General features: G+C 74.1%; 22 protein-coding genes. 14 read left to right on the top strand and 8 right to left on the bottom strand.

Translation table 11 applies throughout. The features are described 5' to 3' along the window. Positions 1 to 80 precede the first annotated feature (80 nt). The 4 genes from ACZ5ON_RS24915 to ACZ5ON_RS24900 all read left to right on the top strand — a co-directional run bounded on the left by ACZ5ON_RS24915 (position 81) and on the right by ACZ5ON_RS24900 (position 6,885). Positions 81 to 713: a class F sortase gene (locus ACZ5ON_RS24915; protein WP_465596751.1), complete on the top strand. Its 633-nt coding sequence runs from the start codon at positions 81 to 83 to the stop codon at positions 711 to 713. A 96-nt stretch (positions 714 to 809) separates the two neighbouring features. Further along, positions 810 to 2,141, top strand: a complete 1,332-nt coding sequence (locus tag ACZ5ON_RS24910) for an alpha/beta hydrolase (protein ID WP_465596748.1) — start codon at positions 810 to 812, stop codon at positions 2,139 to 2,141. Then, on the top strand, positions 2,138 to 4,681 hold the full coding sequence (locus tag ACZ5ON_RS24905; protein ID WP_465596745.1) for a bifunctional lysylphosphatidylglycerol flippase/synthetase MprF: 2,544 nt from the start codon (positions 2,138 to 2,140) through the stop codon (positions 4,679 to 4,681). The genes ACZ5ON_RS24910 and ACZ5ON_RS24905 overlap by 4 nt, the downstream gene beginning before the upstream one ends. A 383-nt stretch (positions 4,682 to 5,064) precedes the next feature. Beyond that, complete coding sequence (locus ACZ5ON_RS24900; protein ID WP_465596742.1) at positions 5,065 to 6,885, top strand: DEAD/DEAH box helicase; 1,821 nt, start codon at positions 5,065 to 5,067, stop codon at positions 6,883 to 6,885. A gap of 19 nt (positions 6,886 to 6,904) precedes the next feature. Here ACZ5ON_RS24900 and ACZ5ON_RS24895 read toward each other — a convergent pair whose 3' ends face one another. Next, positions 6,905 to 7,291, bottom strand: coding sequence for an SsgA family sporulation/cell division regulator (locus ACZ5ON_RS24895; protein WP_465596739.1), 387 nt, complete (start codon positions 7,289 to 7,291; stop codon positions 6,905 to 6,907). A 237-nt stretch (positions 7,292 to 7,528) separates the two neighbouring features. Here ACZ5ON_RS24895 and ACZ5ON_RS24890 point away from each other — a divergent pair, with 237 nt between their 5' ends. The 4 genes from ACZ5ON_RS24890 to ACZ5ON_RS24875 all read left to right on the top strand — a co-directional run bounded on the left by ACZ5ON_RS24890 (position 7,529) and on the right by ACZ5ON_RS24875 (position 11,255). Next, positions 7,529 to 8,434 (top strand): sensor histidine kinase, encoded by a 906-nt coding sequence (locus ACZ5ON_RS24890; protein WP_465596736.1) that lies wholly within the window; start codon positions 7,529 to 7,531, stop codon positions 8,432 to 8,434. Between the two features lie 120 nt (positions 8,435 to 8,554). After that, positions 8,555 to 9,208, top strand: coding sequence for a response regulator transcription factor (locus ACZ5ON_RS24885; RefSeq protein WP_465596733.1), 654 nt, complete (start codon positions 8,555 to 8,557; stop codon positions 9,206 to 9,208). Positions 9,209 to 9,629: 421 nt separating this feature from the next. Then, complete coding sequence (locus tag ACZ5ON_RS24880) at positions 9,630 to 10,280, top strand: IclR family transcriptional regulator (protein ID WP_465596730.1); 651 nt, start codon at positions 9,630 to 9,632, stop codon at positions 10,278 to 10,280. 168 nt (positions 10,281 to 10,448) lie between these two features. Beyond that, positions 10,449 to 11,255, top strand: coding sequence for a hypothetical protein (locus ACZ5ON_RS24875; protein ID WP_465596727.1), 807 nt, complete (start codon positions 10,449 to 10,451; stop codon positions 11,253 to 11,255). A 14-nt stretch (positions 11,256 to 11,269) separates the two neighbouring features. On the opposite strand, the gene ACZ5ON_RS24870 is transcribed toward ACZ5ON_RS24875, so the two are convergent. Together ACZ5ON_RS24870 and ACZ5ON_RS24865 are read right to left on the bottom strand one after the other, a co-directional pair. After that, positions 11,270 to 11,752: an Lrp/AsnC family transcriptional regulator gene (locus tag ACZ5ON_RS24870; RefSeq protein ID WP_344636315.1), complete on the bottom strand. Its 483-nt coding sequence runs from the start codon at positions 11,750 to 11,752 to the stop codon at positions 11,270 to 11,272. Positions 11,753 to 12,131: 379 nt separating this feature from the next. Then, the gene (locus ACZ5ON_RS24865) at positions 12,132 to 12,659 is read right to left on the bottom strand and encodes a hypothetical protein (RefSeq protein WP_465596723.1); all 528 of its coding nucleotides are present in this window, start codon (positions 12,657 to 12,659) and stop codon (positions 12,132 to 12,134) included. A gap of 157 nt (positions 12,660 to 12,816) precedes the next feature. On the opposite strand from ACZ5ON_RS24865, the gene ACZ5ON_RS24860 reads away from it, so the two are divergent. From ACZ5ON_RS24860 to ACZ5ON_RS24845, 4 genes are all read left to right on the top strand, one after another. Further along, positions 12,817 to 13,512 (top strand): response regulator transcription factor, encoded by a 696-nt coding sequence (locus ACZ5ON_RS24860; protein WP_465596720.1) that lies wholly within the window; start codon positions 12,817 to 12,819, stop codon positions 13,510 to 13,512. 38 nt (positions 13,513 to 13,550) lie between these two features. Beyond that, positions 13,551 to 14,957: a sensor histidine kinase gene (locus tag ACZ5ON_RS24855; RefSeq protein WP_465596872.1), complete on the top strand. Its 1,407-nt coding sequence runs from the start codon at positions 13,551 to 13,553 to the stop codon at positions 14,955 to 14,957. A gap of 221 nt (positions 14,958 to 15,178) precedes the next feature. Beyond that, the gene (locus ACZ5ON_RS24850; protein ID WP_465596717.1) at positions 15,179 to 16,711 is read left to right on the top strand and encodes a glycoside hydrolase family 18 protein; all 1,533 of its coding nucleotides are present in this window, start codon (positions 15,179 to 15,181) and stop codon (positions 16,709 to 16,711) included. Between the two features lie 119 nt (positions 16,712 to 16,830). Continuing rightward, complete coding sequence (locus ACZ5ON_RS24845; RefSeq protein ID WP_465596714.1) at positions 16,831 to 18,237, top strand: glycosyltransferase 87 family protein; 1,407 nt, start codon at positions 16,831 to 16,833, stop codon at positions 18,235 to 18,237. Positions 18,238 to 18,465: 228 nt separating this feature from the next. Here ACZ5ON_RS24845 and ACZ5ON_RS24840 read toward each other — a convergent pair whose 3' ends face one another. Then, the gene (locus ACZ5ON_RS24840) at positions 18,466 to 18,882 is read right to left on the bottom strand and encodes an SsgA family sporulation/cell division regulator (RefSeq protein ID WP_465596711.1); all 417 of its coding nucleotides are present in this window, start codon (positions 18,880 to 18,882) and stop codon (positions 18,466 to 18,468) included. A gap of 337 nt (positions 18,883 to 19,219) precedes the next feature. Here ACZ5ON_RS24840 and ACZ5ON_RS24835 point away from each other — a divergent pair, with 337 nt between their 5' ends. Both ACZ5ON_RS24835 and ACZ5ON_RS24830 read left to right on the top strand, forming a co-directional pair. Beyond that, positions 19,220 to 20,608: an RDD family protein gene (locus tag ACZ5ON_RS24835; RefSeq protein WP_465596708.1), complete on the top strand. Its 1,389-nt coding sequence runs from the start codon at positions 19,220 to 19,222 to the stop codon at positions 20,606 to 20,608. A gap of 83 nt (positions 20,609 to 20,691) precedes the next feature. Next, positions 20,692 to 21,402 carry an RDD family protein gene (locus ACZ5ON_RS24830; protein ID WP_465596705.1) on the top strand — a complete coding sequence of 237 codons (711 nt, stop codon included), beginning with the start codon at positions 20,692 to 20,694 and terminating at the stop codon, positions 21,400 to 21,402. A 134-nt stretch (positions 21,403 to 21,536) separates the two neighbouring features. Here the strand turns inward: ACZ5ON_RS24830 and ACZ5ON_RS24825 are convergent, their stop codons facing one another. The 4 genes from ACZ5ON_RS24825 to ACZ5ON_RS24810 form a co-directional block, all read right to left on the bottom strand. Next, complete coding sequence (locus ACZ5ON_RS24825) at positions 21,537 to 21,809, bottom strand: hypothetical protein (protein ID WP_465596702.1); 273 nt, start codon at positions 21,807 to 21,809, stop codon at positions 21,537 to 21,539. Between the two features lie 158 nt (positions 21,810 to 21,967). After that, the gene (locus ACZ5ON_RS24820; RefSeq protein WP_465596699.1) at positions 21,968 to 22,717 is read right to left on the bottom strand and encodes a hypothetical protein; all 750 of its coding nucleotides are present in this window, start codon (positions 22,715 to 22,717) and stop codon (positions 21,968 to 21,970) included. Then, positions 22,714 to 24,441, bottom strand: a complete 1,728-nt coding sequence (locus ACZ5ON_RS24815; protein WP_465596696.1) for an alpha/beta hydrolase — start codon at positions 24,439 to 24,441, stop codon at positions 22,714 to 22,716. The genes ACZ5ON_RS24820 and ACZ5ON_RS24815 overlap by 4 nt, the downstream gene beginning before the upstream one ends. Next, complete coding sequence (locus tag ACZ5ON_RS24810; RefSeq protein ID WP_465596693.1) at positions 24,441 to 24,761, bottom strand: hypothetical protein; 321 nt, start codon at positions 24,759 to 24,761, stop codon at positions 24,441 to 24,443. Before ACZ5ON_RS24810 ends, ACZ5ON_RS24815 begins: the two co-directional genes overlap by 1 nt. Between the last annotated feature and the right edge of the window lie 128 nt (positions 24,762 to 24,889).

Below are 24,889 nucleotides of genomic sequence, written 5' to 3'. Positions count from 1 at the left end.
TTCCGACCCGTTGCGGATGTCACGCGCCGACCAGGGCGTTTGACTTGGGACAGCGGATCGACGAAGGGGTGAGGTGAGGAGTGGGCGCGCAGCCGGGTAAGAGCCCGTGGCCGGGGACGCTGGCGACGAGTGCCGTGCTGGTACTCGGCGCCTGGATGATCCACGGCGGCAACGGCCTCCACCTGCCCCCGCTGCCCGGCCTCTCCCAGGGCTTCGGCAGCGCCACTTCGCCCGCGATGCTCGTCCCGCCTCGTCCCCGGGCCGTCCCGACCAGGATCAGGATCCCGTCGATCGGGGTGGACGCCCCCGTCACCAGCCTCGGCCTGGACGCCGCCGGCCGCCTGCAGGCGCCACCGGCCGGTGAGCGGAACCTGACGGGCTGGTACCGCGACGGCGTCACACCCGGTCAGCGCGGGACGGCGATCGTGGCCGGGCACGTCGACAACAGCAAGGGGCCGGCCGTCTTCTACAACCTCGGCACCCTGCGCCGGGGCGACCAGGTGGAGATCACCGGCGCGGACCGGGGCACCGCCTTCTTCCTCGTGGACGCCGTCGAGCTCTATCCCAAGGACGACTTCCCGGACGAGAAGGTCTACGGTCCCGCCCAGGACTCGCAGCTGAGGCTGATCACCTGCGGCGGGGGATTCACCGCGGGCATCGGGTACGACGCAAATGTCGTTGTGTTCGCGCACCTGGTCCGTAGCCTGTCCTAGTTGCCCCGGCGGCGGCCGCCGGCCGTGTCACCGAACGTCACCCGATCACATGTCGGCTGATCCCATGTCAGCCGACTCGACCATGCGAGGAGCATGATGAGCAGCCGGCCGCTGGCGGCGCAGAACCCGCTCGACTGGCCGCTGACCCACGGCGCGGTCCTGTTCGCCGTCATGACGGTCGGCATCGCCGCCCTGCTGGGTCTCGGGGTGTCGGGTGGCCGGCGCTGGTGGCGGCGGCGCCTCCCGGGTGCCGTGGCGGTGGCGGCGGTGCTCACCGCACTGCTGCAGATGGCCGTGGACGACTGGTGGCAGCCCTTCCCGGAGGAGCTGCCGATCCAGGTGACCGCCTGGATCGGCGTCGGCCTCCTCGCGCTGGCCCTCGCGGTGGCGCGGCTGCTCCCGCCCGGCCCCGGGCGCCGGCGCGGCCGGTTCGGCGTGGTGCTCGCCGCCGTGCTGGTGCTGCTGATGTCCTCCGACCAGGTCAACGGGTTCTTCGAGCAGTACCCGAGCACCCGGGTGCTGCTGGACTCCTGGTTCGGCCGGGCCCACCCGCTGACCGTCACCAGCTCGTCCGACACCGTCGCCGCCCCGCCGGGCAGAGCACTGGCCGAGGTCTGGCGGCGGCCCGAGGGGCTGCCCGCCAAGGGCACCGTCTCGAGCGCGCCGGTCCCCGGCGCGAAGTCCGGCTTCAAAGCCCGCGACGCCTACGTCTACCTGCCGCCCGCCTACCAGGCCGAGCCCAGGCCCCTGTTGCCCGTCCTGGTGCTGATGGCCGGTCAGCCCGGCACGCCCGCCGACTGGGTCAACTCCGGCCGGCTCGCCGAGCTGCTGGACGACTTCGCCGCCGGGCACGACGGGCTGGCGCCGATCGTGCTGGTCGTCGACCAGATCGGCTCGGCCTGGGGCAACCCGCTGTGCATGGACTCCAAGATCGCCAAGTCGCAGACCTACCTCGCCGAGGACGTCCCCGACTGGATCCACGCCCACCTGCAGACCGCCACCGGTCGCGGCTCCCTCGCGATCGGCGGGATGTCCCTCGGCGGGACCTGCGCGCTCCAGCTCGCCGTCAACGCACCGCAGGTCTACGGCACCTTCCTGGACATCTCCGGCCAGCAGGAGCCGACGCTCGGCAGCCACGGGAAGACCGTCAAGGCGACCTTCGGCGGTGACGAGGCCGCGTTCGATGCGGTCGACCCGATGCACCTGATGACCCGCAGGAAGTTCTCCGAGACCGCCGGCGCCTTCGTGGTCGGTGAGGGCGACCGGAAGTACGGGCCGCAGCAGCGCCGGGTCTACGCCGCCGCCGTCGAGGCCGGGATGAAGGCCACCTTCACCGCCATGCCCGGCGGCCACGACTGGAAGGCCTTCCAGGGCGGGCTGGTCCACAACCTTCCCTGGCTCGCCCAGCAGATGGGACTGATCCGATGAGCGCGGCCGCCCTCGAATCCGTCCCGAGGACACCCGAGGCCGAGCCGGACGGGCGGCGCCGGCTACGGGTGCTCGGCGCGGCCGTCGCCCGGCTGCGCACCGCGCCGCTCACCGTCGCGCTGCTGGTCGCGATGTGGGCCGTCGGCTGGGCCACCGGCAGTGTCGGCCGGGGTCCGTCCGAGGGGCTGCTCGGCCATGTCGGGGTGGGCCTGGTCAGCCTGAACGACGGTCACTGGTGGGCGCTGGCCGGCTCGCTGCTGTGGTGCTCGGGCATCGGCGCGTACGTGGCGACCAGCGTGATCCTGCTGGTGATCGGGCCCGCCGCCGAGCAGCGGCTCGGCACGTCGGTGACCGCCGCCGTGCTGCTGGCCGGGCAGGTGCTCGGCGCGCTGCTGGGCACCGGCGCCGTCCGCCTGGGCATGGGCGCCGACATCGGCTGGACCCTGGACATCCAGGACCAGCTGGCGATCGGACCGATGACCGGACTGGTCGCGGTCGCCGCCGTGCTCGCGCACCGGCTCACCGTGCTCTGGCGCCGGCGGCTGCGGCTGGTGCTGGTGCTCGTCCCGCTGGTGATGATGCTCTACGTCGGGAACCTGCAGGGTGTGCAGCGGATGGCCGGGGTGCTGGTCGGCTTCGGCCTCGGCGTGCTGATGCACCGCCGGCTGCCCGGCCGGGCGCAGCGGGTCTCCCGCACCGAGACCCGGGTGCTGGTCGCGCTCTGCCTGGTCGCCACCGCGCTCGGGCCGCTGGTCGCCTCGCTCTACCAGGACGCCATCGGTCCGTTCAACACCCTCGGCGACCTCTACTTCTCGCACGCCACCACCGGCCGGGACGTGGTCGCCGCCTGCCAGGAGACCGCCGCCGACTGCGCCCGCGCGCACGCGATGCAGCGCTTCTTCGGCTCCCCGGGCAGGCTGATGGCGGCCCTGGTCCCGGTCCTGCTGGTGGTGCTCGCCGAGGGGCTGCGCCGGGGCCTGCGGGTGGCCTGGTGGATCACCGCGGCGACCGAGCTGCTGTGGATCGGGGTGCTCGGCCGGCTGCTGGCCCTCAACTACGACGACTTCCGGGTCACCGACGGCGTGGCCGACCTGTACGAGCTGATCGGCGAGGCGGTGCTGCTGCCGGTGCTGATGCTGGCGCTGCTGCTGGCCACCCGGCGGCGCTTCGACCAGCGGCTGCCGCGCCGGGACCTGCGCCGGCTGGCCGGAGTGATCGGCGGGGCGCTGCTGCTCAGCGGCGGTGCGTACATCGGGCTCGGCTGGCTGGTCAGGAAGGAGTACGAGCCGACCGCGACCCTGGGGAAGCTGGCGGCGGGCCTGCTCGCCGAGCTGCTGCCGCCCGCCTACGGCGAGCTGCTGCCCGGCTCCCCGATCGCGGCCGGCGGCACGGCGCAGACCCTGGAGATCTACTGCGGGCTGCTGTTCTGGACGGTCGCGCTGACCTCGCTGCTGCTGGCCTTCCGCCGCCCGGTGGTGCACGCGGACGCGGCGGACGCGGTGCGCGCCCGGGAGCTGCTCACCCGGTACGGTGGCTCGACGCTCTCCTACATAGCCACCTGGGAGGGCAACCACTACTGGTTCGACCGGGACGGTACGGCCGCCGTCCCGTACCGGGTGATCGCGACGGTGGCGCTCACCACCGGCGACCCCTTCGGCGAGCCGGAGGCCCGGCGGCGCGCGGTGGCCGGGTTCGCCAGGTACTGCGACACCAGGGGCTGGACGCCCTGCTTCTACAGCGTCACCCCCGAGACCGCGGCGGCCGCCGAGGAACTGGGCTGGCGCTCGCTCCAGGTCGCCGAGGACACCGTGGTGCCGCTGCCCGGGCTGGCCTTCACCGGCAAGAAGTGGCAGGACGTGCGCACCTCGCTCAACAAGGCGGCCAAGCAGGGCATCACCGCCGAGTGGTGGCGCTACCAGGACGCGCCGCTCGCCATCACCGACCAGATACGTTCGATCTCCGAGGAGTGGGTCTGCGACAAGGGCCTGCCCGAGATGGGGTTCACCCTCGGCGGGCTGGCGGAGCTGGCCGACCCGGAGGTGCGGCTGCTGATCGCGGTGGACGGCGACCGCACCGTGCACGGGCTCACCAGCTGGATGCCGGTGTACGAGAACGGCGAGACGGTCGGCTGGACCCTGGACTTCATGCGCCGCCGGGCCGAGGCCCGCGGCGGAGCCGCCTACCAACCCTTCCGGGGCGTGATGGAGTTCCTGATCGCCTCCGCCGCGCTCGGCTTCAAGGAGGAGGGCGCCCGCTTCCTCAGCCTCTCCGGGGCCCCGCTGGCCCGCGCCGACCGGGGGGAGCCGCCCACCGCGCTGCAGCGGATGCTGGACTGGATGGGCGGGGTGCTGGAACCGGTGTACGGCTTCCGTTCGCTGCTCGCCTTCAAGGCGAAGTTCCAGCCCGAGTACCGGCCGATGTACATGGCCTATCCCGACCCGGCTGCGCTGGCCAGCATCACCCGGGCGATCGGCAAGGCGTACCTGCCGCATCTGACGGCGGCGCAGGGGGTGCGGCTGATGCGCAAGCTCTCCTCGTGAGCCGGACGGCGGGACGGAGCCGCCGAACGGCGGGGTGACCTGCGGGTTCGCTTCACACACAATGGCCATTGGTCTGGACCAATGGCGTCCGGGTCGGCTCCGGCGGACTGGGGGTCGACCAGGGCGCCGCGTACGAGCTGGTGGTGGCCGTGGCGGCGGGTGGGGCCGGTGGCGCGGGGGTGCGGCGGGCCGGTTGCGGGAGCTCGCCGAGGGGGCTGCGCACGGGGTGTGACGGGCCCGCGTCAGAGGCCGAAGCGGGGGGAGTACCGGTAGGCTGGGCGGGTTGTCCGCTCGCCGACCAACTGCGGGTCGGGGCCGCGATCATGGCTCTGACCTGCGACGATCCCCCCTCGGAGACCGTGAGTACTGCCGCCGCTTCAGCCATGGCCCCGCTGTTCTCGGACGCCGAACCGCACACTTCCGCCCGGGCAGCCGCAACTCCCTCGTCCCACCTGTCCCCGGCCTTCCCCGGCCGTGCCCCCTGGGGCACCGCCGGCAAGCTCCGGGCCTGGCAGCAGGGGGCGCTGGACAAGTACATCGAGAAGCAGCCCCGCGACTTCCTGGCCGTCGCGACCCCGGGCGCAGGCAAGACCACCTTCGCGCTCACCCTGGCGTCGTACCTGCTGCACAACCACCTGGTGCAGCAGGTCACCGTCGTCGCCCCGACCGAACACCTGAAGAAGCAGTGGGCCGAGGCCGCCGCCCGGGTCGGCATCAAGCTCGACCCGGCCTACTCCTCGGGTCCGCTGTCAAAGGAGTACGACGGCATCGTCGTCACCTACGCGGGCGTCGGCGTCAACCCGATGCTGCACCGCAACCGGACCGAGGCCCGCAAGACCCTCGTGATCATGGACGAGATCCACCACGCCGGTGACTCCAAGTCCTGGGGCGAGGCCTGCTCGGAGGCCTTCGAGCCCGCCACCCGCCGGCTCGCGCTGACCGGTACGCCGTTCCGCTCGGACACCAACCCGATCCCGTTCGTCCAGTACGGGGCGGGCAGCGACGGCATCCGCAAGTCGGTCGCCGACTACACCTACGGCTACGGGCACGCGCTCGCCGACCACGTCGTCCGCCCGGTGATCTTCCTCTCCTACAGCGGCAACATGCGCTGGCGCACCAAGTCCGGCGACGAGCTGGAGGCCAGGCTCGGCGAGCCGCTGACCAAGGACCTGATCGCCCAGGCCTGGCGCACCGCGCTCTCCCCGCAGGGCGAGTGGATCCCCGCCGTGCTGCAGGCGGCCGACCGCCGGCTCACCGAGGTGCGCAAGGCGATCCCGGACGCCGGCGGCCTGGTGATCGCCACCGACCAGAACGTGGCCCGCGCCTACGCCAAGATGCTGCGCGAGATCAGCGGCGAGAAGGTGACCCTGGTCCTCTCGGACGAGGCCGAGGCCTCCAAGCGGATCTCCGAGTACTCCGCGGGCGACTCCCGCTGGATGGTCGCGGTCCGGATGGTGTCCGAGGGCGTCGACGTGCCCCGGCTCTGCGTCGGGGTCTACGCCACCTCGATCTCCACCCCGCTGTTCTTCGCACAGGCCGTCGGCCGCTTCGTGCGCGCCCGCAAGCGCGGCGAGACCGCCTCGGTCTTCCTGCCGACCATCCCGATGCTGCTGGGCTTCGCCAACGAGATGGAGCTCCAGCGGGACCACGTGCTCGACCGGCCGAAGAAGGAGGGCGAGGGCCTCTTCGACGAGGAGGACCGCCTGCTCGCCGAGGCCAACCAGGCCAAGGACGGCCCCGATGCGGCCGGCGGTGAGGAGTTCAGCTACGAGGCGCTGGGCTCGGACGCGGTCTTCGACCGGGTGCTCTACAACGCCATGGAATTCGGCATGCAGGCGCACCCGGGCAGCGAGGAGGAGGAGGACTACCTCGGCATCCCCGGTCTGTTGGAGCCCGACCAGGTGCACATGCTGCTGCAGAAGCGCCAGCACCGGCAGATCCAGCGCAGCAAGGCCAGGCCCGCCGAGGAGGCCGACCTGCTCGAACTCCCCGCCGAAGACCGCCCGGTGGTGACCCATCAGGAGCTGCGCGAGCTGCGCAAGGAGCTGAACGCACTGGTCGCAGCCTGGCACCACCGCACCAACCAGCCGCACGGCACCATCCACAACGAGCTGCGCCGCCAGTGCGGTGGCCCGCTGACCGCGCAGGCGACGGCCAACCAGCTCAAGGCCCGGATCGCCAAGATCCGGGAGTGGGCCAAGTAGCCTGAGAAGGAGTGGGCGTTCAGCCCTCGCCGGCCGGGGACCGGAGCAGCAGCTCCAGTCCCCGGCGCAGTCTCTCCGGGCTGAACTCCGCGCCGAACGGCACCAGTTGCCCGGTGTCCAGCAGCGCCGAGTGCAGGGCGTTCGCGTCGGCCAGCAGCACCGCCGAGCCGGTGGCGGAGTACAGGTGGAGCTCCACCAGGCCGCCGGGGACCGGGCGGACGTGCACATCGCCGGTGCCGCTCGGTGCGCTGAGCCCGGCCAGCAGCAGATCGCGGGAGAGGGCCCAGGTCACCGGGGTGTCGCCGGGGGCGGGGAAGGTGAGCCGGACGACCAGCGGGTCGTCCTCCAGGTAGTCGCACTCCACCTCCAGCGGGAAGCGGGGGCCGAGCGGGCTCTCCAGATCCATCGCGAGCCGGGTGCGCAGGTACCGCCGGGTCGGCGGCCCCGACGGAGAGAGATCTTCCGGTTGCTCGCGAAAACGCATATCGTCCCTCGTCGTTGGAGTTTTCCGGCTGACCGGTTTGTTCGGGTGGCCCTGTCGACCAGACTCCCTCTTTGGTCGAACAGCCGCATCCGCCGACCGTCTGGGACGGAAATCGCCAATTGGGGCGGGTGGAAACCATCGGATCGGCGGTGGTCCTCGATGGCGAGTCGATGGTATGGGGGCCTGGTGCGGCGACTGGCGGGTGTGCTGCTGCCCGGACTGGCCGGCGCTGCCGTCCTGGCCGCCTGCGGTCGGCTGTACCGTGACCGGGCCGGCGGGCCGAGCGCCGCGCGGCTGGAAGTCGCTTACGAGCAGGGGCGGTTGGCCGAGCGCGAGCGGATCGGCCGGGACGCCCACGACACCGTGGTGCAGGGCCTCGCCGCGATCACGCTGCTGGTCCGTGCCGCCGACCGGGCGCTGCCGGCCGGCGCGCCCGGATTCGAACGGGCCAGGGAGCGGCTGGCGGCGGTGCACGACACCGCACTGCTGAGCCTCGGTCAGGCGCAGGACCTGACCGCCGGGGTGGCACTGAGTCAGCTGGGTGCCGGTGGCCTCGTCCCGGCACTGACCGGGTACGTGGAGCTGAGCCGGCGCAATCTGGACATCGTGCGCGGACTGCTGGAGCTCGGCCCCGACGGATCGTCCTGCGCCTCGACCCTGCGGGCGCCCGAGCTCCGGCTGCGGATCACCGGCACCGCCCGGCGGCTCGGCCTGGCGGCCGAGAGCGCCGCGTTGCGGCTGGTCCAGGAGGCGGTCGCCAACGCGGTCCGGCACGCCGGCGCGGACACCGTCACCGTCGAACTCCACCACCTGCCCGACCGGGTGCGGCTCCTGGTGCGGGACGACGGGGTCGGGCTGTCGGCGGAGCGGAGGCCGGGGCCGGGCCTGGGGCTCGCCGGGCTCGAGGAGCGGATCGGGCGGCTCGGCGGGCGGCTGGCCCTGGACTCGGTGCCCGGCGGCGGAACCACCGTGGCGGTGGAGTTCCCCGACCGGGAGGCGGGCGATGCCGCCCGGGGGCGCCGGCTCCGGGCGGTCCGGCCGTGGTGGCGGCGTACTGCCGGGTAGTCAACTCCCCCTGTCATACTGGGGCTCCGGCGAGGTGGTTCGTCTGATCGCGCCCCGTTAAGACCGGTCGGTCTAAGCCGAGCAGTGCGGCGCGGCGGCGTCAGGACGGGGGGCGGACTGGTGTCCGGAGGGGTGGTCCGCGTACTGGTGGTAGACGACCACCCGGCGCTGCGGCTCGGGGTCCGGGTGATGCTGGAGGACCAGCCCGACCTGCGGGTGGTCGGCGAGGCCGACGGGGTCGACCGGGCGCTGCGGCTGCTGGCCCAGTCGCCCGCCGAGGACGCCCCCGACGTGGTGCTGCTCGACCTCAACCTCGGAGCGGGGCAGCCGCAGGGCGTGGACTTGGTGCAGCGGCTGGCCGGGCGGGCGGACGCGCCGGCCGTCCTGGTGTTCAGCGCGTACGGCGCCGCCCAGGAGGCCTTCGCGGCGCTGGACGCCGGGGCGATGGGCGTCATCGGCAAGGAGGCCGGGGCCGAGGCCCTGGTGTCCGCGGTCCGCGCGGCCGCGCGCGGCGAGTCCGTGCTCGGGCCGGCGGCGGTCGGCCGGCTGCTGCAGCGGATGCGCGGTGCGGTCCCGGTGCTCTCCCGACGGGAGACCGAGGTGCTCCGGCTGCTGGTGGACGGGCTCTCCAACCGGCAGATCTCGGCCCGGCTGTTCATCAGCGAGGCGACCGCGAAGAGCCATCTCACCAACATCTACGCCAAGTTGGGCGTCGAGAGCCGGGGCGCCGCGGTCGCGGTGGCGCTGCGGGAAGGGCTGTTGCGGGTCGGCTGAACGCACCCGGAGGGGCTGTCGCGGGTCGGTCGGGGGCTGTCGCGGGTCGGTCGGGGGCTGTCACGGGTCCGGGAGCGTCCGGAGTGCGGTGAGGTCTCGAACTGGTGATCGATATGGCTGGGGAAAATGCCTGGATATGTCCCGATCTGAAGTGGGGGATACCCAGAAAACCTCCCGGATTTTGGACAAACTCTTCCGCACCGGGCCCGCCTTCACTACGTTCTGCCCATCGCTCGCCGACGGTCCACCCAACCGAGGCGGGCGCCGCACGGTCGTGCGCTCGTCGATGATGCCGGCGCACCGCTCAAGCGCGGACACCCATTCCTGCGCGCTACACCTCCCACCTCCCTCCCGGCGCTCCGTCCGGTGCACCCCTCCCGCCGGGGCACCGTCGGTCACCGTCGCAGAAAGGAATGTGCGCGTGACCACCGAGACCTCCCAGACACTGGACCGCGGCGTGCGGGTCCTCAAGCTCCTGGCAGACGCGGAACGCGGGCTGACCGTCACCGAACTGTCCACCCGGCTCGCGGTCAACCGGACCGTGGTCTACCGGCTGCTGGCCACCCTGGAACAGCACGGCCTGGTCCGCCGGGACATCGGTGGTCGGGCCAGGGTCGGCCTCGGCGTGCTCAGGCTCGCCCACCGGGTCCACCCGCTGCTGCGCGAGGCCGCCCTGCCCGCGCTGCGCGGCCTCGCCGAGGACCTGGGCGCCACCGCCCACCTCACGCTGGTGGACGGGAACGAGGCGCTGGCCGTCGCGGTCGTCGAACCGAGCTGGACGGACTTCCACGTCGCGTACCGGACCGGCCTGCGGGTCCCGCTGACCGAGAACGCGGCCGGTCGGGCGATCCTGGAGGCGCGTGCCTTCCCGGGGCAGCGCCGCCTTGAGCAGGGCCTCGCCGTCACCCAGGCGGACGAGCAGTCCGGTGCGAGCGGGGTGGCCGCCGCACTGCTCGGACTGAGCGGGATCGAGGGCAGCGTCGGGGTGGTGATGCTCAGCGGGCTGGTGCCCGAACGGGTCGGACCCCGGGTGGTGGAGGCGGCGACGGAAGTCGCGGACGCGCTCCGGTAGACGCTCCGGACGGGCCGTCCGGGGGCCATCGGCCCCGGCACCCGGTGCGGTGGCGCGGCCGATCCCGCGCCGGCCCCGGCGGCGAAGGGGCACTCCGTCGGCCAAGTCCGAAGGCCCCGGCGGCCCACCCGTCTGCGGGGAGGGGAGCGGGTGTGTTTGGATGCCTGTGTGCCTGATGTGAAGCTGCCTGCGGCGCTGACCGCTCCGAGGACCCGCGCCCTCACCCTCTGCGGTGTGCTGGTCGGCGCGCTGCTGGGGACGGCCGCGTTCGCGCCGCTGCCGTTCACCCGGACCATGCCCGGCTCCACCGCGGACGTCCTCGGCGACTTCCAGGACCAGCCGGTCCTGAGCATCACCGGCGCACCGGTCCGCCCGACCCAGGGCCAGCTGCGGATGGTGACCATCACGGCGACCAGCCCGGGTGAGCGGATCAGCCTCCGGGAGGCGCTCAGCTCCTGGGTGAGCCCCAAGGAGGCGGTGCTGCCGTCCGAGGCGGTCTACCCGCAGCAGAACCCGGCCAAGGCCAACCAGGCGACCCAGCAGGAAATGGCCCAGTCCCAGGACAGCGCGACCGTCGCGGCGCTCGGCTACCTGCACCTGTCACCGGAGAAGGTCAAGGTCAAGGTGGACCTCGGCGACATCGGCGGCCCGAGCGCCGGTCAGCTGCTCGCACTCGGGATCATCGACAAGCTGGCCGGTGACGGCGGCGGCGGCGACCTGTCCGGCGGCAAGGTGATCGCGGGCACCGGCACCATCGACGACCAGGGCAACGTCGGCGCGGTCGGCGGCGTGCCGCTGAAGACCCAGGCCGCGGCCAGGGACGGCGCCACGGTGTTCCTGCTGCCGACGGCCGAGTGCTCGGACGCCAAGGTGAACACCCCGTCCGGTCTGCGGCTGGTCCCGGTCAAGACGCTCTCCGGCGCGGTGGACGCCCTGAAGGCGCTGAAGACCGGCGGGTCCGTCCCCAGCTGCTGAGACGGAGGGCCCGGCTACTCCCGGGCGGCCTGCTCGACCAGCGGCAGGATCCGGTACGGCACCGGGTTCTCCAGCGCGATCGCCGTGGACGCCCGGACGATCCCCTCGAAGTCGACCACCCGGTCGATCACCCGCTGCAGATCGCCGTTGGACCGCGCCACGATCCGGACCAGCATGTCCCCCTGGCCGGTGATGGTGTGCAGTTCCAGCACCTCGGGCACCGAGGCCAGGTGCGCCCGGACGTCCACCCCCTGGCCCTGCGAGATCTCCAGTGTGGCGAAGGCCGTCACCGGATAGCCCAGCGCCGCGGGGTCGACCTGCGGGCCGAAACCGCCGATCACCCCGCGTGCCTGCAGCCGGTCGAGCCGGGCCTGGACCGTCCCCCGGGCCACCTGCAGGCGGCGTGAGCACTCCAGCACCCCGATTCTGGGTTCCTCGCTGAGGAGTCTGATCAACTTTCCGTCGAGCGCGTCGATGGCGTCGTGGGGGGTGTGCACGGCGGGCTCCGTCCGGTGGGCAACCTGTCCAGCTGGGGCTGTCATTCTCCGGCGCGGCCGCGCAGCTTGCCCAGGATCAATCGGAACAGTTGCGCGTCGGTGTGATGGGCGCCACGCTCCCTGCACAGCCCCGTGGCGCGGGCCCCCCACACCGCGCCACGGGGCCGGGGATGCCGGCGGCCCGGGGACGAGGGGGAGGCGCTCTTGACCGACGTCTCCGTCCCGGCCCGGCGGACCGACGCCGTCGGACTCGCCGTCGGACTCGCCGTCGGCGACGCCCGCAGGACCGCCCACCACCACCGCGTCGCGCCGGCCACGCGGTGCACCGCCCGCTCCGGGCCGCTCGGCGTACGCCCGACGACCCGGCCCCCGGGGCGTCCTAGCGCACCACGGTCTGGACGTTCGGCGGGTGCCCGTTCCAGGTGGCGAAGACCGAGTTGACCCTGCCGCCCTGGGCGAAGTCCACCCGCAGCCAGCCCTCCTGGCGCCAGACCTGCATCTGCCAGCCCGGTTCCGGAGCGGCCGAGACCAGGTCCGCCCGGTCCTGCCGCATGTCCAGCGCCACCCGCCCGCCCGGGACCAGGTAGCTGCGCACCGAGGTGTCCGCCGGCTGCGAGCTGCGCGCGACACCCGGAGCGGGGGAGGACGGCGGCGGGGACGCGGACGGCGTCGGCGAAGCGGAGTCCGGGCCGGCGGAGCCGGACGCGGCGGCCGTGGGCTCGCCGATGACCGGCGAGGGAGTCGACGGATCGTCAACAGGCCGTCCGCTGGGCGACGGCAGCGGTACGGCCCGGGGCTCCTCGAAGGCGGCGTCCGCCAGAACGGCGTGCACACCGAGCCAGGACAGCGCCACCGCCGCCGACGTGGCCGCCACCCAGGCGGTGAGTTGCACCAGTCCGTTCCGCATCGCGAGCACATCCTGCCGCATTCCGCCGCCCGGTGGCCCGCCGGCCCGCGAACTCGCCCGGCGCTCCCCGGAAGTGGGCCGGTGAACCGGCCCCAAGGGCCCCGCCCGGCCGCCGAGGTACAGACCACCACACCCGAATGGCGTACCGTGCAGGCCCATGGCAACAGTGCTCGTGGTCGAGGACGACCCCTTCGTACGCTCCGCCCTGATCCGGCACCTGGCCGACTCCGGCCACGCCGTCCGCAGCGTCGGCACCGCGCTGGAGGCACTCCGCGAGGTCGCCCAGGTCGGTTGCGACCTGGTCATCCTCGATCTCGGCCTGCCCGACCTGGACGGCAGCGAGGCCCTGAAGATGATCCGCGGGCTCACCGACGTCCCGGTGATCATCTCCACCGCCCGCGACGACGAGGCCGAGATCGTCCGGCTGCTCAACGACGGCGCCGACGACTACCTCGTCAAGCCGTTCTCCGTCGAACACCTGACGGCCCGGATGGCCGCCGTGCTGCGCCGGTTCGGCAGCGGCAGCGCACCGGTGGCGCAAGTCCTGCGGGTCGGTGGCCTGGTGGTGGACGTCCAGCGCCGCGAGGCCGCACTCGACGGGCGGCTGCTCGACCTCACCCGCCGCGAGTTCGACCTGCTCGCCTTCCTCGCCGCCAAGCCCGGCGTGGTCGTCCCGCGCAAGGAGATCCTGGCCGAGGTCTGGCGCCAGACGTACGGCGGCGACCAGACCATCGACGTCCACCTCTCCTGGCTGCGCCGCAAGCTCGGCGAGACCGCCTCCCAGCCGCGCTACCTGCACACCGTGCGCGGGGTCGGGGTCCGCCTCGAAGCACCGTCAGGTGACCCCACGTGACACGGAGCGCCGGCCGGCCGGAGCGCCGCGGGCACTCGCTGCGCTGGGCACTGGTCAAGGCGGCCGTCGCCGGGACCACCATGGTCGCCCTCGCCTTCCTGATCCCGCTCGGCCTGATGGTCCAACAGACCGCCAGGGAACGGGCGTTCACCTCCGCCGAGCGCCAGGCCGCCGCCCTCGCCCCCGCGCTGGCCATCACCACCGGCCAGGACGCCATCGCCCGCGCGCTCGCCAGCACCGACGCCGGAGCCCGCGGCCGGGTCGCGGTCCACCTGCCCACCGAGAGCGGCACCGAAGCCGTGGTCGGCACCGCCCGGGCCGACGCCCTCGACGTCTCCACCGCCGCCGGCCGGGCCGACCCCGCGGGCCGGACCTCCGCCGGCGGGCCGGCCCGCTCCTTCACCGTCCACGTCACCGGCGGCTTCGCACTGCTGCAGGCCGTCGCCGTGGAGGGCGGCCGGATCGCGGTGGTCGAGGTGTACGTCGCCGACGGCGACCTCACCCGGGGCGTCGGCACCGCCTGGCTGGTGCTCTCCCTGGTCGCCCTCGCCCTGGTCGCCCTCTCGGTCCTGGTCGCCGACCGGATGGGCGCCCGGATCGTCGCCTCCGCCCGCCGGCTGGCCGCCGCGGCCCGCTCGCTCGGCGGCGGGAACCTCGCGGTGCGCGTCCCCGTCGAGGGCGACCGGGTCGAGGGCACGCCCGAGGAACTCCGCGAGGCCGCCCACGCCTTCAACGCCATGGCCGACCGGGTCGTCCACCTGCTCGTCGCCGAACGCGAGCTCGCCGCCGACCTCTCGCACCGGCTGCGCACCCCGCTCACCGTGCTCCGGCTGAACGCCGCCGGGCTGGGCGAGGGCGACGCCGCCGACGCCACCCGGCACGCGGTGGCCCAACTGGAGCGCGAGGTCGACCAGATCATCCGCTCGGCGCGGCGGGCGCCCGACGACGCACCCGCGGTCGCGGTGGGCTGCGACGCCGCCGAGGTGATCCGCGAGCGGGTCGGGTTCTGGTCCGCGCTCGCCGAGGACGAGGGACGCCGCTGGCAGCTGGCCGGGGCCGAGGGGGCGGCGCCGGTACCCGTCCAACGCGGCGACCTCGCCGCAGCCGTGGACGCGATGCTCGGCAACGTGTTCCGGCACACCGCGGTCGGCACCGCCTTCTCGGTGGACGTCCTGGTGACCGAGGCCTCCGTCATCGTCCTGGTCGGGGACGCCGGAGGGGGCTTCGCCGACCCGGTCGCCGCCCTCCGCAGGGGCGAGGGCCAGGGCGGTGAGGGCTCCACCGGCCTCGGCCTCGACATCGTCCGCAAGCTCGCCGAGGGCACCGGCGGCGATCTCGCCCTCGGCCGCTCGGCGGTCCTCGGGGGTGCCGAACTCCGCCTCCGCCTCCGCACCCGCCCGGGCGGTGACCCGCCGCGGGCCTCCCGCCGCCGCAGACGCGCCTGACGCCGCTTCAGGATCGCCGGGTCGTACCGCTCCCGAGCGCCCCCGCGGCCCTGACGAACCGTCGATTGGCCGGATGGCGGGGCGGGTTCCTTAAAGGCGTCCTAACGGAGGCGTTGGAGCGGCTGAGGTGGGCCGATCCGGTGGGAACGCGCCGTTAGCGTCGGCGGGGCCGGGGCCGGGGAGCTCCGGCCGATCTGTCGTCAAGCGGAGGTAAACGGGTCATGACGTCCCAGCGGAACCGGCGTTCAGGCAGCCACCGGAGAAGTCGGAAGGGAACGGTCATCGGGGCGTCGGCGCTCGCCGCCGTGGTCGTCGCGGGCGGTGCGATGGCCCTCGCCTCCTCCGCGAGCGCGGCCTCGGTCGGCGCCGCCTACAGCCGGACCAGCACCTGGGAGAGCGGCTACACCGGCCGGTACCTGGTGACCAACCCCGGCGACAAGGCGCTGGAGGACTGGACGCTCAGCTTCGACCTGCCGTCCGGAGCGAAGATCGACTCGCTCTGGAACGCCACCTTCACGGCGTCCGGGCAGCACATCACCGTGAAGCCCCAGTCCTGGAGCAGGCGGATCGACCCCGGCAGGACGGTCGAGGTGGGCTTCGTCGTCCAGGGCTCCGGTGCGGCGCAGGTCGAGCCGGCCAACTGCCTGATCGACGACACCTCGTGCACGGCGGGCACCGGCCCGACCCCGGTGCCCTCCGGCCGCCCGACCACCACCACGCCGACGCCCAGCGCCACCCCGAGCACGGCCGGGCCCACCCCGACGACCCCGACGCCCACGTCCACACCGACGTCCACACCGACGTCCACGCCCACCGCCACGCCCGCGCCGGCCGGCGGTGCCCGCTTCGCCCCGTACGTGGACACCTCGCTATACCCGCCCTACGACCTGGTCGCCGCGGCCAAGGCCGGCGGGGTGAAGAACTTCAACCTCGCCTTCCTGGTATCCGGCGGCGGCTGCACCCCCAAGTGGGGAGGGGTCAGCGACCTGTCGGCCGACGCCGTCGCGGCGCAGATCGGCGCGCTGCGCGGGATCGGCGGCGACGTCAGGGCCTCCTTCGGCGGTGCCAACGGCAGTGAACTCGCCACCGTCTGCTCCTCCCCGGCCGAGCTGGCCGCCGCGTACCAGCGGGCGGTGGACGCGTACGGTCTCACCAAGGTGGACTTCGACATCGAGGGCGGCGCGCTCGCCGACACCGCCGCCAACACCCGACGCGCCCAGGCCGTCGCCCAGCTGCAGCGGACCGCCGCCGCCAAGGGCCGCACCCTGGACGTGTCCTTCACACTGCCCGCGCTGCCCACCGGCCTGACCCAGGACGGCATCAACCTGGTGGCCGACGCGAAGCGCAACGGGGTCGCGATCGGCGCCGTCAACATCATGGCGATGGACTTCGGCGACGGGGTCGCCCCCAACCCGACCGGGAAGATGGGCACGTACGCGATCGCCGCCGCCACCGCCACCCAGGCACAGGTCAAGGGCGTGCTCGGCCTCGACGACGGCGCCGCCTGGGCGAAGGTCGCCGTCACCCCGATGATCGGCGTCAACGACGTCGCCACCGAGGTGTTCACCGTCGCCGACGCCAAGCAGCTCGCCGACTTCGCCGCGGGCAAGCACCTGGCCTGGCTCTCGATGTGGTCCGGCACCCGCGACAAGGCGTGCCCGGGCGGCGCGAAGCCGTACGCCGACGCGACCTGCAGCAGCATCGCCCAGCAGCCGCTGGACTTCGCCCGGACCCTCGGCGGCCACACCGGCTGAGCCCGCCGCCCGCTCGCCCGTCCGCCGGCCGTCCGGACCGGGGTGTTCCCGCAGCCCGGGGCACCCCGGGCTCGGTCAGGTAGTGTCGCTAGCTGGTCAACCGGCGGACGGAGCGGAACGTGACAACGGTGCAGGAGCAGCAGCGGGCGCCCCAGCGGCAGCTCGGCCAGAACGGCGCTGCCCCGACGGGACGGCCGCGCGCCCGTACGGTCGGCGCCGTCCTCTCCGCGCCCGTCGACGCCCTGCGCGCGGCCCCGCGGCAGGCGCTGGTCCGGGCGGGCGGTGTGGCGCTGTTCTCACTGCTCGCTTACGCGATCGTCCGGCACTTCGTCGGCACCTCGATGGTGGACATGATCGTCTACCGGGCCGAGGGCTCCGCCGTCGCCCACGGCCAGGACCTGTACGCGCTGCGGGTCACGAAGTGGAACCTGCCCGCGACCTACCCGCCGTTCGCCGCGATGCTCTTCGTGCCGACCGCCTACCTCGGCGTCGGCCTGCTGCGGGTCGCGGTCACCGGCGGCAACCTGGTCCTGCTCGCGCTGCTGGCGCACCTGTCCTTCAAGCTGGCCGGCTGGCCGCGCCGTGAGCTGCGGCCGGTCGGGATCGTCCTGGTCACCGGCCTCGGAGTCTGGCTGGAGCCGGTCTTCACCAACCTGCGCTACGGCCAGATCAACCTGGCCCTCGCCTGCCTGATCCTCTGGGACCTGACCCGGCCCGACGAGCGCCGCAGCAAGGGCGTCGCCATCGGCATCGCCGCCGGGATCAAGCTCACCCCCGGCCTGTTCGCCGTCTACCTGCTGATCACCGGCCGGATCCGGGCCGCCTTCGTGGCCGGCCTCACCTTCCTCGGCACCTTCGCGATCGGCGCGGCCGTCCTGCCCGACGCCACCCACGGGTTCTGGACCAAGTACCTCTACGACTCCTCCCGGGTCGGCAAGACCGAGATCGTCGACAACCAGTCGCTCCGCGGCGCCGTGGCCCGGCTGATGCACACCGCCGACCCCGGCACCACCGCCACCGTGATCGCCGGCCTGGCAGGACTGGCCGGACTCGCCATCGCCACCTGGGCGTACCGCAGCGACCGCTGGCTGCCCCGCTCCGAGGCCTGGGGCGTGTGCACCGCCGCCGTCACCGCGGTCCTGGTCTCGCCGATCAGCTGGACCCACCACTGGGTCTGGTGCGTCCCGATGCTGGTGCTGCTCGCCGCGGAGGCGGCGCACGAGCGGTCCCGGCCGGCCGCGATCCGGCGCGCCCGCTGGCGGTGGATCTTCGGTGCGACGCTGTTCGGCTTCCTCTCCTTCGCGATGTGGATCATCCCGCACAAGGGCGACCGGGACCGGCTCATGCCGTACGTCTTCCAGATCCCGGCCGACGTCTACCCGCTGATCGGGCTCGGGTTCCTGGCGCTGTCCGCGCTGCGGGTGCGCTCCCGCCGCAGGGCCGCGGGGGCACCGCTGGTGCCGCTGCAGCGGGCCGACAGCGCGCCGGCGCACCGGCCGGTGAAGGTCGGCGCGGAAGGCCGCTAGGCGCAGCCCCGCGGCGGCACGGGGCAGCGCACGGCGGACCCGCCCTGCCCGGGAGCGCGGGAACCGTGCGAGCGGGCCACCACCGACCCGGGGCGGACGACTGCGTCCGGCTCGCTCCGCCGGAGGCCGAGTACGGCCGGCCGTGCGTCCCGTACTGCCCTGACGGCTCTCAGCGGGCCCCCGCGGCCCGCTGAGGCCCCCGGGGGCGCGCGTACCAGCCACGGCTGATCACGCGAGCAGCTCGGCGAGCGAGTTGTCAAGGTCGAGGGCCGCGAGTTCGGCGCCCGGCGGGACAAGCCGGTGCGCCCGCTCCAGCCACCCCGCCACTATCGGGAGGGGGGCCTCCAGCAGGGCGTCGCCGGCCGGGGAGCTGAGCGCCAGGCACAGCACGCTCTGCCGGCCCGACCGCGTGGGCCACACCCGGACGTCCCCCTGCCCGCACGCCCTGAAGGTCCCCTCCACCAGCAGCTCGCGGGCGAACACCCAGGTCACGGGCGCGCCGCTGTCCAGGTGGAAGGTGATGTGCACGGCGAACGGGTCGTGACTGCTGTACGACAGCCGGGTCGGGACGGGGATGCTGTGTTCCGCGGAGAGCACCAGGCTGAGCTCGAGCTCCTGCTCGACGACGGTGGCGGATCTGTCCATGACCGGCTTCCTCTCGGGTACGTGGAGCCGCTTCCGGGCCCCTTCACCTGGAGAGAGCACGCCGGGCGTCAGGTCTTACACACTTTTCGCGGATCTCCCGGGATTTTCCAACTGCCCGCCGTCACGGCGCGAAGGTACTACCCTTTGTGACTGCCTGACGACTGTCCGCCGCAAGCGCGGCGGCTCGTCCGCGCCCGCCTGCGCTGCTGCGCCGGTGCCCCAGCGGCACCACCCTGCTCCGCTGTGCTCCCGCCCGCGGCCTGCTCGCCCCGTAACGCTCCTGCCCGCAGTCCTCTGCTTTGCCGTCCCCCCGGCGCTGCAACGAAAGAAGAACCACATGACGGACCGGCCCTTCGACGGCGGCGCGGACACCGCCGTCGACCCGACGCCGGGCTACTACCCCGACCCCTCCGTTCCGGGATTCGTCCGCTACTGGGGTGGAACGGCCTGGGTACCCGGCACCAGCAGACCCGCACCCGAACCGGGCGAGGTCCTGGAGCCCCCGCGCTTCACCGTCCGCCAGACCGCGCCGTCCGCGGCCCGCTACGCACCGCCGCCGGCGCCCGCCCGGGCACCCGCCCCGGCTCCGGCGGCGCCCGCCGCTCCGGCCTCGCCCGCTGCCGGCTCGGCGGGTGCCGTCTCGTCCGCTGCCGCTCCGTCCGCTGCCGCTCCGTCCGCTGCCGCTTCGGTGAGTGAGACGGGGCCGCTGTTCTTCGACCAGACCTCCGGCGGGGCCTCGTTCGTGCTGGCGCCCGAGGCGGAGCGGGAGCTCGAGTCGTGGACGCGGTCGACGGCCGGACCCGTGCCGCCCGCGCCCACCGCGGCCGCCGCCCCGGAGCCGGTGGCGCCGCCAGAGCCAGAGCGAGAGCCGGAGCCGGTCGGTGCGCCGGTCGTGCGGCCCGAGCCGGTCCCACGGAGCGAGAGCACCGGGGCCGAGGACCGCCAGGCGGATTCCGAGGCCCGGCGTGACGCGGCGGAACCCGGTGCGGCGCCGCGTCGGGTGTCCTGGGACGCCCTCCCCGCGTGGTCGAAGCCGAGCGAGATTCGCGTCCCCGTGGCCGCTCCGGCCGTGGCACCCAAATCCGCCGCGGCACCCAAATCCGCCGCGGCACCGAAGTCGGCATCGGCAGCGAGGGTGACAGCCCCCGTCCCCGCCCCGGCCCGGAAACCGAAGCCGACGCTCGCCGCGTCGCGCGGTGCCGGCGCCCGCAGGCCGGCCGAGCGGCAGGCACGCCCGCCCGCTCCGGCGGGCCTGGGCCGCAGGCTCGCCGCCCGGCTGTTCGACAGCGCGGTGATCGCGCTGGTCGCGGTGGCCGCCGGGGTGCCGCTGGTCTCCTCGGCCGTCGCCCACGTCCAGGACCGGTTGCAGCACGCCCAGATCGTCGCCACGATGACGCACCGCGCGGTGGACGTCTGGCTGCTCGATGCGGTGGTGCTCGGCAAGGCCGGGGTGCTGCTGGGCCTGCTGGCGCTGGCGGGCCTGCTGTACGAGGTGGTCCCGACGGCCCGGAACGGGCAGACCCTGGGCAAGCGGCTGCTGGGGATCAGGGTGGTCCGCGCGGCGGGGCCGTCCGGTCCGCCCGCGCTCGGGCGGTCGCTGCTCCGATGGGCCGTCAGGCAGCTCTCGGTGGTCACGGTGGTCGGCATGCTGTCGCCGCTCCTCGACCCGGCCGCGCGGCGCGGCTGGCAGGACCGTGCCGCCCGGACCAGGGTGGTGCGCTCCTGAGGGGTGGTCACCGCTCGAGCCGATGCCGCAAAACGGTCTAAATATCCCAACATCATAGGAATGCTGATGTTCTACTCGAATCCATGAGCAGCCACGACCCCGCAGGCCAGGAGCCGGAGGGCGGCGGCAAGCCCTCCTTCGACAAGCAGCAGCCCCCGGCGGAGGGTACGCCGGGAGCCCCGTCAGAACCGCCGTACGGCGCGCCCCCGCAGCCGCCGACCGGTGCGGGGCCGACCGGCGCGCCCCCGCCGTCGGGCAGCCCGTACGACACCCCGCCGGGCTACGGCGCGCACTACGGCGCCCCGCCGCCAGGGTACGGAGCGCCGTACCCGCCGGGCGGCCCCGGCGCCGCTCCGGGCCCGGTGCCCGGGATGCCGCCGCTCGGCAGCTGGCCCAACCGGATCGCCGCCAAGCTGATCGACTACATCGGGATCCAGATCATCGCCGCGCTGATCGTGTTGCCGTTCGCCAGCCTGGGCAGGCAGGACGGCTATGTCGGCGCGACCTGGCTCGGGTACGCGCTGTACCTGGTCTACGAGGGCGTCATGCTGAGCCGTGACGGTCAGACGGTCGGCAAGAAGCTGATGAAGCTGCGGGTCGCGATGCTCATCGACGGGAGCGGCCCGACCGGCGCGGCCGCGTGGACCCGGGCGGCGGTCTTCGTGGTGCCGGCGCTGGTCTGCTGCGGGCTGCTCTGGTGGCCGATCAATGGTCTGTTCGGGGTGTTCGACAAGCCCTACCGGCAGTGCATCCACGACAAGGCGGCCAAGACGGTGGTCGTCTCGACCGCCTGACGCCTGACGCCTGACGCCTGACGCCTGACGCGTGACGCCTGACGCCTGACGCCGGGACGCCGGGACGTCGGACGGACGGGCCGTGGCCACCGGGACCGGGTTCCGCTGGCCCCGGCCCGTCCGTCCAGGGGGCGTCAGCGCTGGCGGGCGTACTCCGGGGCGGCGGGCCGGGCGGCGGGCCGGGGCTCGGGGCGGGGCTGGTCGGACGCCGGGCGGACGGGCGGGCGCCGCCGTCGGTCGGCGGTCATCAGCAGGGCCGTGACCAGTACGCCGAGCGCCACGGCGACGGCGACCAGAGCCACGATGCCCGCCACCCCCGTCGCCCCCGACACCGCGAGCAGCCCCACGGTGGTGGTGACGATGATCAGGGTGCCGAGGCAGAACTGGGCGAGTGTGGGGCGCGGCATGGCGTCAGTCCTTCGCGCGGATTCGGCTTCCGACGGTCGTGCAGAAGGTCTACCCCGGGTCTCGGCCCGGTAAGTAGAGCCTAATAAGGCATGTGCGGGGCATGCGAGGGCGCATGGGTTCACCGCCGGCTGCGGGCCGTGCTGCCCGAGCTGACGGTTCACCCGGACCAGTACGGGTCCGTCGCCGAGGCGCAGCTGCGGCCGCCGTCACCGCCGCGTCCGAACGGGTGGCTCTCGAAGCCGTCCGCCCCGCCGGTGTCCTCGACGTCGGCGACCGAGCTCTCCAGCCGGACGCAACCGGTGGCGGCGTCCAGCCACCACAGCCGCGCCGTGTGGCCGGCGGCCCGCACGACCACCTCCTGGGCGCGGCGCTCGACCGGGTAGCCGTGTTCGGTCCAGCGCCGGGCCACCTGGTCGAGCAGGGCGGAGTACCGGGCGGCCGAGACCCGGGTCCTGACCCAGCGGACGCCCTGGAGCTCGGCCCGGCCGGTGCGGTGGCAGCCCTGGGTGCCGCAGAGCCCCGAGAGCACGGGAAAGCCGGTGTACGCCGGGTCGGTCCACTGGACCGGGGGCCGCACGGCCGCCGAGGCCTCGCCGAAGAGGTCCTCCAGCCGGCCGTGTGCGACGGCCAGCGGCACCACCGGCACCGGGGCGGACGAGCAGGCGCCGCAGAGCAGCAGCACGCAGACGGCGAGCAGCACGCTGAGGACGGGCGGCCGAGGCACCCCGCCGGCCGGTGCGCCGGTGCGGGTGCCGCCCGTCCGGGCACGGGGAGAGCGGCGGACCGTCACCGGGCTGGCGCGGGGAGAACGGCGGATCGTCACCGGCTGGGCGCGGGGCAGCCGTTGGAGCGTCACCGGACGGGTACGGGGAAGCCGGGGAAGCCGGGGGAGCCGGGGCACCGTCACCGGCCGGGCTCCCGGGTGATCTGGTCGGGGTGGCCGCCGACGATCCGGCCGATGTTGGGCAGTGAGTCGCCGCCCTTCCCGTCCTTGCCGAAGTAGTTGCTGTGGGAGTCGGTCGGTGTGCCGTCGTCGACCTTGAACCGCCGGGCGCCGAACTCCGCGCTCGCCGGGTCCTGGCCGAACCACAGCCCGTGCGGGTCCACCTGGTGCCCCGTCACGGCGGCGAAGGGGCTGGTCACCACGGCGCCGCCGATGGCGAGACCGGTGGCGGCGGCATCGGTCCTGGACGGCAGGTGGCTCACCGGGTCCGCCGCCGCGGAGCCGACGTAGACGTGGTCGGCGCCGACGCTCAGCTGCGAGGCGTGGTCAGCACCGACACCGGGACTGCCGACCAGGACCACGTCGTCGGCGGGGACGCCGCCGGGGCGCTGCGCCGCCTGGCCGACCAGGAGCGAGCCGTAGCTGTGCCCGATCGCGGTGACATGGGCGGGGGCGTCCCCCTGGTGCGTACTGCGCAGGCCGGACAGGAACCGGTCGTACCCGGCGGCTCCCTCCACCGCGCGGTCCTTGGTGAGGACGGAGCCGCCGTCCCACAGCGGCGCGTCGTAACCGAGCCAGATCATCGAGGCGGTTCCGGTGGCCTCCTCGCCCGCGGCCTGGCGGATCCGCAGGGCGGTGGTCGTGTCGCCGCCGGCCGCACCGGCGAGGGTGCTGTCGAGGCCGGGGACGAGGGCCGAGACGTGCCGGGCGGTGTCGGGGTCTCCCCAGCTCAGGACGGCCCGGCCCTGGCCCTGGTCGCCGAGGCCGATCAGCAGCAGCGGCGGATCGCCGCCCGGCCCGCCGCCGTCCGGGAGCTCGCCGGCCAGTCGCTTGCGGATGGCCTCGAAGCCGTCGAGCTTCCGCTGGTCCGCCGCGGAGAGCGGGGACGGCTTGCGCCGGTACTCGTCGAGGAGCCGGGGCAGCACGATCCGGTTGGCCTGGTCGCGGGCGGCGCTGGGGATGCCGTCGCGGTTGCCGAGCAGCTCGGGGTGGTCCTTGACCAGCTTCTGCTGCTCGGCCGGGGTGAGGCCGTGCCACCAGTCGTGCACCTGGGCGGGCGAGGCGTCGTCGGGCGGCCAGGCCGCGGCGATGAGCTTCCGGCCGAGGTCGTTGATGCTGTCGAGGCGGGTGGTGGCCGCGTCCCGGTTGATGCCGTAGCCGGAACGCGCGCTCTGAGCCAACTGGTCCAGTAGCGCGGCGACCTGCTGGTCGGCGGCGTCGGCCTCGGCGACGGCGCCGCCGATCCGCGCCGCCAGGGCGTGCGCCCGGGCCTGCTGCGGGGCGCCGAGCGCGGCGTAGTCGGGGTCGTGCCGGTCGGCCTCGGTCGGCGGCGGGCAGTCGACCGATCCGTCGGGGCCGACGGGGAATCCGGCCTGGGCCGCCTCGTCGACGGCCTCCAGCAGCTTGGCCTGGGCGAGTTCGAAGGCCTCGGCGGCGTCGCGCAGCAGGATTCCCATCCCCTGCATCGCGGTGTGGGAGCCGTCGAGGCGCTTGTCGGTCCGCTCCAGCGCCTTCGTCGCCGCCTCGGCCGCCGAACCGGTCCAGTTGCCGCCGTGGACGATCCAGCGGACGGCCTCCTTGATGACCTCGTGGTGGGCCGCGTTCGCCCGGCCGAGCTCGTCGTACGCGTCCGCCGCGGGTCCGAGCCCGGACGGGCGGGCGTCGCGCAGGGCGGTGAAGTCGACCATCAGCGCGCTCCGTTGGCGGCCGTGGCGTAGGACAGGCCGCCGTGCACGGCGGCGTCGGCGGCGCTGTAGTTGTCGGCCGTGGCGATCAGGTTGGCGCCGTTGGCGTCGACCTCGGCGGCCAGCGCGCGGAGGCACTCCTCCCACGCCTGGGTGCAGCGGGTGAGGGCCTCCTGGGTACGCCAGCCGCGAAGCCCGGCGGCCGCCTCATCGGACGGCCCCTGAATACGGACGATCTCGGCGGGCATGGCGGCCGCGACCTCCCGGCTCTGCCGGCCGACCTGGGCCAGGCCGTGCGGGTCCACGCTGATGGCGGCGGTCATCGCTCTCCCTCGTGGCCCACCGCCGGTCCGGCAGGCCGCAGTTGGGTCATTTGGCCACCACTTTACTGAGCGTTGATGGACTGTCGCTCTCGGTTGCCGACGGTGAGGGGGGTGGTTCGATACGGTGG

The organism is Kitasatospora sp. NPDC032150, assembly GCF_055579945.1.
This window is presented reverse-complemented; position numbering and strand designations above follow the sequence as displayed.